This window comes from Halorubrum sp. Atlit-28R (assembly GCF_003665955.1).
GTDB lineage: Archaea > Halobacteriota > Halobacteria > Halobacteriales > Haloferacaceae > Halorubrum > Halorubrum tropicale.
The window spans coordinates 1-7091 of record NZ_QPLS01000017.1; the positions used below are offsets into that span (position 1 = coordinate 1).

A 7091-nucleotide genomic window follows, 5' to 3' on the forward strand; every position below is an offset into this window, starting at 1 on the left:
GCGCCCTTCGAGGCGCTCCCCGCGGTACCGACGTAGTACGAACGAGTCCACTTCACGCGGTCGTCGTATCTCTGGTTGTACTTGCGGGCAGAGATCCCCTTGATCCAGTTGACGATGAGTGACGGGGCGTTCTTGGGTGGACTCCCGATGAACAGGTGTACGTGGTCGGGCATGACCTCGGACTCGGCCAGTTCGAGGCCCTTGTCCTCACAGATTTCCGTGAAGATGGCTTCGAGACGTTCCTTCGTCTTCCCCGTCAGGTGCGAACGCCGATATTTCGGCACGAACACTATGTGGTAGTAGAGTTCGTATTTCGCATGACGGGTACTCTTTACCATCTATGTATACTGTCACGGTCAGACTGGTTAAAGATTGCGTTGGAACCCCGTCTATACCATCGACGGCGGTTGAATACTATTGGTCGGCTTCATCCCCGCCCTGAAGGGCGAGGCTTTCGCCTCGAATTTTCCGTAACGTCACACAATTTCACCTCCATCTGAAGGTGTAGATCTGTATTCGCACTCTATCTCACGATTGAGGGCACGAATGAGATATCGACGCTTTTCGTATGTCAACATCTCCACTCCGATATTTTGAGCTTCTAACCTTTATCTGTCTAACCTGCGTATCTACACGTGGTGTGTTCACATGAAACTTGCATTAATCGGGGTCGGACAGGCGGGTGGGAAGGTGGTCGACGAATTCTTAGCCTACGACGCACGGACAGGCGCAGATATTGTTCGTGGAGCGATCGCTGTCAACACGGCGAAAGCAGATCTCCAAGGAATTGACCACCTCTCGAAAGATCGCCGGATCCTGATTGGTCAATCGCGAGTGAAGGGCCATGGTGTGGGCGCAGATAACGAACTCGGCGCAGAGGTGGCGGGAGAAGACATCGATGAGATCCAGGGAGCGCTCGACGATGTGCCGGTCCACGAGATCGATGCGTTCCTCGTCGTTGCGGGGCTTGGTGGCGGGACGGGGTCGGGTGGGGCACCCGTGATCGCCGAGAACCTCAAGCGGATCTACACCGAACCTGTGTATGGACTCGGTATCCTGCCCGGCAGCAACGAGGGCGGGATCTACACGCTGAACGCCGCTCGGTCGCTCAAGACGTTTGTCGATGAGGTGGACAACCTCATGCTGTTCGACAACGACGCGTGGCGCAGTTCGGGTGAATCCGTTGAGGAGGGGTTCGATGTGATCAACGAGGAGCTGGTCCAGCGGTTTGGCGTGCTCTTCAGTGCGGGCGAGATAACCGAAGGAAACGACATCGCCGAGAGTGTGGTCGACTCCTCGGAGATTATTAACACGCTCAAAGGGGGTGGGATCTCCTCACTGGGCTATGCCGACGTTGAGGTGGACGAACCAGAGCGGAAGGGGTTGCTCTCGCGACTTCGTGGCGATTCGAATTTTGGGATCGACAGTACAGAGGCGACCAACCGGATCACGAGCCTCGTCCGGAAAGCGACGCTGGGTCGACTCACCTTACCCTGTGAGGTGAACGGGACAGAGCGGGCGTTGCTTGTGGTTGCCGGCCCGCCGGAGTATCTCAATCGAAAAGGCATCGAGCACGGTCGCAAGTGGCTCGAAGAACAGACCGGCTCGATGGAGGTCCGAGGTGGTGACTATCCGCGGCGTGGAGAAGGGACGGTCGCAGCGCTCGTACTGCTCGGCGGCGTGACGAACGTCCCGCGAGTGAAAGAACTCCAGCAGGTCGCAATCGAAGCACAACAGAATCTCGGGGAGATCACTGACGAGAGCGAGGACCGTTTCTCGGAGCTGATGGATAGCGACGGGGAGCTGGAGTCGCTGTTTTGAGATTGTGGTGGTCTATTCGTCGTATCGATCTTCGAGGGCGTCGAGTGCTCGCCAGAACTGCCTGTTGTTAATCTCTGACTCTGTTGATGCCCGTGTTTCCAAAACACCCGCGTACGTCTCGAAGTCCTCGGGGTTGGGATCAACCGCCACTACACAGTCGATGTATCCATCAAGAGCTGTCTGGAGCGTCTGTGCGTAGTGGTCGTAGGAACCGTCGATCCAAGTGAATTTCTCATCGACTTCTTCGAACACTGCTCGATAGACGGTCGCGGCGGCGAGACATCGATCGCGCTCACGGTACTGTTCGGCAATATCGAAGAATCGGGAGAGGTCGATCGCTTCGAACACGACCGGGTCGGCGTGTTGCTCGAACAAGTGGCTAATCTCTTGTCGATACTCATCGACCGATTTGTGTTCGTCACCGAACTGTGCGAGAAACTGTTCTCGGGCCCTGTTGTGTGTGGCGAGAATTTCACGGACAAACGTACGCAGCTCTTCGTCAGAGACGTCCGCAAGGACGGAGTCGATACGCTCACTCCCGTCTTCTGGCGGATCGTCTGCGACAGCGAGGAGTACCGCGACGACGTGTTTACAGTCGCCTTGGCCGTCGTACGGACATGTACACCGGGTCTCAAGACTTTGGCCACCGAATTTGACAGTCACGTCGTAGGGGTTCGATCCACTGACGACTGCTGAAATGCGCTCGTCGAACCGGTTGAGCTGCTGAATCCGTCCCTCCTTGCGATAGGTTTGTCCCCGCTCAAACACGGGGTCGGTACATCGGTCTCGGATGGTTTCTGTATCGATGTTCATACGGAATACGTCCGAAATTATCCTACTGGGATCTCGGTACTCACGTCATACTCGTGACCACCACCCCTCAAAAGCGTCGTCTTCGAGGTCTTTAGCGGTCACGGGCCCGAGAGCGGGTCACTGAGTGCCGGGATAGGATGGAAAACAGGCTCTGGGGCTCCCTCTATGTGTCATCAGTATTCGCTACCAATTCTGAAACGGCTTGATAAATCGTCCGAGGCCCTCATGCATCGCGGTCTGGATTGCCTCGATCCGTTCTGGTGTGAGCGTTTCTCCCGGCTGATCACCCAATTTGTCGATGACGGTACGGGTCGCGTCGTCGTTGGTCATACTGTATAGGATTCACCACCGCCACCTAACGGTGCGGAAATCCGACCAGAAGTGGAATACGCGAGCACTCTGGCTACCACTTCGATTTTCGTCGAAATGGTTATATCGCCGGGAGACAAACACTAATACACAATGTCCCGGCCTGACGCCGCCCCGCTCACCCCAGCCGAGAGTTCAGCCGGACTCGATCCGATCGCAGCGTTGAGTGCCCTCGACGACACGACCCGTGCGAATATCATCGGGACCATCGTCGGTCACCCGAAAGGCGCGCCCTCGAAGAAAGAACTCGAATACTACAATCCGAGTATCGCAGCGTCGACGCTCACCGACCATCTCATCCGGCTAGAAGAAGTGGGACTGATCGAGGCCATCGAACGGGATCGTGAGGGGCTCGAACGGGGTCATCCATACCGGTTCTTTCAGCTGACCGACGCCGCTCGCGAACTGTTCGACCGAAACAACCTCTTTGAGCCCGACGCATACCGAGAACTATTCGCTGAAGTCGAGAAAACAGACGAAATCGAGGCCGCAGAGGAGGTCGAGCGGCCGAACAGATGAAACTGAAATCCACCGCAAGGCGTACGTTCTGCCGGACAGAGAACTCGACGTCTGGGATATTCCGGAAGTAGAACCAGCGCAGAGCAGACAAGAGAGATCAGTCTCGATTTCGATCTAGAACAGATGAATCGAACAGAAGGCACGTATCAATTCTATCCTCCAAGGCCGTACAGAAGCGACTACGCCCCCTAATCACGTCGTTATCTACCCATGCGGCATCACCCCCGATACGTATAATCGGAAGATGATTCCGAAACGCATAGACGACCGGTTCGAGAAATGACATCCGTTACGTATGCCCTCCACCCACAACGAATCCGCCATTCTGGCGACCGATCTCCGGAAGAGCTACGGCTCAGAAGTTGCTCTCGACAGTCTCACGCTCGACATCCCGCACGGGACCGTCTACGGCTTTCTTGGCCCGAACGGTGCGGGGAAGACGACGACGATGCGGCTCCTTACCGGTCTCAGCGATCCGGACGGCGGATCGGTACGCGTCTGTGGCGTCGACCCAAGCGACCGGCGTGCGATCGCCGGTCGGGTCGGCTATCTCCCTGAGACGCCACCGCTGTACGACGAGTTCAGCGCCCGCGAGCAGCTCGAATACGTCGCCGATCTTCGCGACATTTCGCGGTCCGTTGCCCGCGAGCGCATCGGTGAGTACCTCGACCAATTCGGGTTAGTTGGTGACGCAGACAGGCGGATCGACGGGTACTCGAAGGGAATGAAACAGAAGACTGCGTTCATACAGAGCGTCCTACACGACCCGGACGTCCTGTATCTAGACGAACCGACATCGGGGCTTGACCCCCGAGCGGCGCGCACTATCCGGGAATCGATCACCGCGTTCGCCGACGCAGGAACCACGGTGTTCCTTTCGACACACATTCTCCCGGTCGTCGAAGCCGTCGCCGACGAGGTCGGGGTGTTGTTCGACGGGAGACTCGTCACCGAGGGGACGCCCACCGAAGTACAGGCTCGTGCGGAGACTGGCGAGAGTGGATCCCTGGAAGACGCGTTCCTCGCCGTCACGAGCGAACCCGAAACAGACGCGGCCTCCCGGAGAGAATGAGCGTCCGACAGGACGTTCGCCACGGGCTCCGAATTGGGCGGGCGGAGTTCGTCCGAAGCCTCCGTGGGTACCTCGGAAACCCCCGTCGAGTCCTTGGACTCCTGCTTACGGCGCTGTTCTTCGGCGGCGCGCTCCTGTTCGCGCTGCCGACGGCGTATGTGCTCGGGCAAACCGCGCGCTCCGTGGCGGCGGTCCCGTTCTTCGCGCCCGCTGCGACGCTCGTTCCTCTCAGTCTCCTGTCGATATCGGTGTTTCGGACCCTCGAACGGCTCGGACATATCGACGGTGCGGATTTCGTCCTGCTGGCGGTTCACCCGCGAGCAGTCGTTATCGGGCTCATCACAGCGGAGGTGGGGCGGCTCTCCCTGTGGTTCGGGATCCCGGTCGGGGCAGTGGTGGTCACATTCGCACTCGGAATGGGCTCGCCGCTGCTCGTTGCTTCGGGCGGGGCGGTCGCGCTGCCGCTCGTCTGCTGTGCCGCCGTCTGGGGGTACGCCGGGGGAATTGCTGTGCTGCGGCTCCTGCGGAAACTCCCCAGCCTTCGCCGTCTCCTGAAAGCGGTGGGTATCCTCGCGATGGTCGGACTCGTCGTCGCGTCACAGTTCGCCGGGCAGTTCATCGTCGAATCCGACCTCTCAGTGCAGCGGCTGTTGTCGACAGTAGCGTTCGATCCCCTCGTGGAATACGTTGCGCTCGCGTTCGTGGGAACATCGGTCTCCAGACCGACCTCTCCGGAGGCGGTGGCGGTGCTCGCGGCGTTAATCGCCCTCACGCCGGTCGGTCTCGCCATCTCGACCAGGCAAGTTTCCACGCTCTGGTTTACCGATCCGGTCGACAACAACGAGTCGACGCAGGTGCGGCGATCGAGCGGCGGATTCTCTGCCCCACGACCGTTCGCATGGACTAAACCCGGTCGTATCGCGTGGGGGATTCTCGTACGCGGTCGCCGTGATCCGGCGGAGTTGAGTCATCTCCTGATTGCCGTCTTTTTTATCGCACCGTTCGGGACGATGTTTCTCGACTTTTCGGGCGACGCCCTCGGACCCCTCATCACTGGGGGCGGCGTCGTTCTCGCGACATACCTCTCAGGCGCTACCTTCGGGTTGAACCCGCTCGGTGACGAGCGGCCGCAACTACCGTTCCTCCTTCTCACCGAGACATCATCCGCGGATCTCGTCCGTGGACGGCTCCTCGCCGGCGTTGCGATTGGAGTGCCGGTCGCTGTTCTCAGCTCGCTCGTCTCGATCGGTTTCGGGATACTGGTGCTTGAGGCGGTGGCGACCGCCGCCGTTGGAGTTGGAATGTGTCTCACTGCGGCGATGTTCGCGGTCGGTATCGGCTCGGCGTATCCGATCTATGAGGAGCGCGAGTTCTGGGGGACGGAAACGGTCGTCCCGTCGACGCTCGTCATGATGGTGTACCTGTTCGTCGTGGGTGGCGGAACGGTTCTCGGGCTGTTCGTGACGTGGTTCGCCGTCACCGGAAACGTTGTGCTAACGCCCGTGTTCGGCGTGCTCTTCGGTACGTATCTGCTGTTGACGGTCGGCGTTTCGTATGGTTCCTACCGCTATGCGCTCCGGCGGCACCGACGATATACCCTAACGTGACCCCGCCGGTCGTTTCAGACGAACCGTCCGTCGAGTACACGTTTGCCGTTAACTCGACCTCATTGCCATAGCAAACCTTCATTCTCTGACTTCGGCGACATCGAGGAGTTCTTCGAGAAAAGCCCATGGACAGTCGAGGATGAGAAAGACTTCGAAGAGATACCAGAAGATGGGTTCGATGCGTACGTCGAAGACACGACGATGTTCGCTACTGGGGAATCGATGCTCGGGAAGGCTGGAGAAAATGGATGGCAGACCAACTTGGGTTATAGATTATAACAGCTAGCCCTTGAGGCCGAGCTCTTCTTCAATCGACGTCCTGGAGAGCCCCGCCCGGACCACTGCTGGGTAGAACTTCTCGTTCTTCGGTAGCTGCTCGCCGTGTTCACGCTGCCACTCGACGTTGAACTCGGGGTAGCGGATGTCAAGTTCGTCGACGTCGTCGCCCGAGAGGTAGATTCTCCGCCCGTTCCAGTTCTCACGCAGCACGAACCCCTCATCGCTGGGGACGAGCGTGTCAGTCGTGCCGCCTGTTTCGGACGCTTTGATCGTTTCACCCGTTTCAGTCGTTTGCGAAATTCTGTGAATCGATCGAAACGCTGCCATAATAAATCTATGTTAGACATCGACAGATTGAGCAGGCCGAGTGCCCAGGGCCTGAGTTTGAGACGATTCACACTCTATCCCGTAAATATATTTTTTCTTGAACTTCTGTGGACTCCCATGCAATTATAATCATCGAGAATCGAAATATGAGCATAGCATGCCGAATTTGCCCTCAAGCGTTCCGCACAGGTGTAAATAGTGAGACTGAACCGTTCTTTAGGGAGGCTCTGGGAATACGAAGGCCTTCCAATTACAAGCCAATTTCATTGGAACAGATTATCAGT

8 protein-coding genes are annotated in these 7091 nt (G+C 58.0%); 4 read left to right on the plus strand and 4 right to left on the minus strand.

Annotated elements, in window-relative coordinates:
- On the minus strand, positions 1–338 hold a 338-nt coding region (gene tnpA, locus DVK06_RS16485), incomplete at its 3' end, for an IS200/IS605 family transposase (protein WP_121601097.1).
- A 310-nt stretch (positions 339–648) separates the two neighbouring features.
- Between tnpA and DVK06_RS16490 the strand changes: the two genes are divergently transcribed.
- Positions 649–1821: a tubulin/FtsZ family protein gene (locus DVK06_RS16490; RefSeq protein ID WP_121601098.1), complete on the plus strand. Its 1173-nt coding sequence runs from the start codon at positions 649–651 to the stop codon at positions 1819–1821.
- A 12-nt stretch (positions 1822–1833) separates the two neighbouring features.
- On the opposite strand, the gene DVK06_RS16495 is transcribed toward DVK06_RS16490, so the two are convergent.
- Together DVK06_RS16495 and DVK06_RS18755 are read right to left on the minus strand one after the other, a co-directional pair.
- Entirely contained in the window at positions 1834–2634 is an 801-nt protein-coding gene (locus tag DVK06_RS16495) for an SWIM zinc finger domain-containing protein (RefSeq protein WP_121601099.1), read from the minus strand.
- A 183-nt stretch (positions 2635–2817) separates the two neighbouring features.
- Positions 2818–2964 (minus strand): hypothetical protein, encoded by a 147-nt coding sequence (locus tag DVK06_RS18755; protein WP_158600103.1) that lies wholly within the window; start codon positions 2962–2964, stop codon positions 2818–2820.
- Positions 2965–3096: 132 nt separating this feature from the next.
- Between DVK06_RS18755 and DVK06_RS16500 the strand changes: the two genes are divergently transcribed.
- From DVK06_RS16500 to DVK06_RS16510, 3 genes are all read left to right on the plus strand, one after another.
- Positions 3097–3522, plus strand: a complete 426-nt coding sequence (locus tag DVK06_RS16500) for an ArsR family transcriptional regulator (RefSeq protein WP_121601100.1) — start codon at positions 3097–3099, stop codon at positions 3520–3522.
- 295 nt (positions 3523–3817) lie between these two features.
- Positions 3818–4594 (plus strand): ABC transporter ATP-binding protein, encoded by a 777-nt coding sequence (locus tag DVK06_RS16505; protein ID WP_121601101.1) that lies wholly within the window; start codon positions 3818–3820, stop codon positions 4592–4594.
- Complete coding sequence (locus DVK06_RS16510) at positions 4591–6201, plus strand: hypothetical protein (protein WP_121601102.1); 1611 nt, start codon at positions 4591–4593, stop codon at positions 6199–6201. Before DVK06_RS16505 ends, DVK06_RS16510 begins: the two co-directional genes overlap by 4 nt.
- A 282-nt stretch (positions 6202–6483) precedes the next feature.
- Here DVK06_RS16510 and DVK06_RS19110 read toward each other — a convergent pair whose 3' ends face one another.
- Positions 6484–6807, minus strand: coding sequence for a hypothetical protein (locus tag DVK06_RS19110; RefSeq protein WP_233561780.1), 324 nt, complete (start codon positions 6805–6807; stop codon positions 6484–6486).
- Positions 6808–7091: the final 284 nt, after the last annotated feature.

Coding starts and splice junctions, on each gene's coding strand:
- DVK06_RS19110 (WP_233561780.1), bottom strand. CDS start 6,807: ATGGCAGCGTTTCGATCGATTCACAGAATTTCGCAAACGACTGAAACG.
- DVK06_RS18755 (WP_158600103.1), bottom strand. CDS start 2,964: ATGACCAACGACGACGCGACCCGTACCGTCATCGACAAATTGGGTGAT.
- DVK06_RS16505 (WP_121601101.1), top strand. CDS start 3,818: ATGCCCTCCACCCACAACGAATCCGCCATTCTGGCGACCGATCTCCGG.
- DVK06_RS16510 (WP_121601102.1), top strand. CDS start 4,591: ATGAGCGTCCGACAGGACGTTCGCCACGGGCTCCGAATTGGGCGGGCG.
- DVK06_RS16495 (WP_121601099.1), bottom strand. CDS start 2,634: ATGAACATCGATACAGAAACCATCCGAGACCGATGTACCGACCCCGTG.
- DVK06_RS16490 (WP_121601098.1), top strand. CDS start 649: ATGAAACTTGCATTAATCGGGGTCGGACAGGCGGGTGGGAAGGTGGTC.
- DVK06_RS16500 (WP_121601100.1), top strand. CDS start 3,097: ATGTCCCGGCCTGACGCCGCCCCGCTCACCCCAGCCGAGAGTTCAGCC.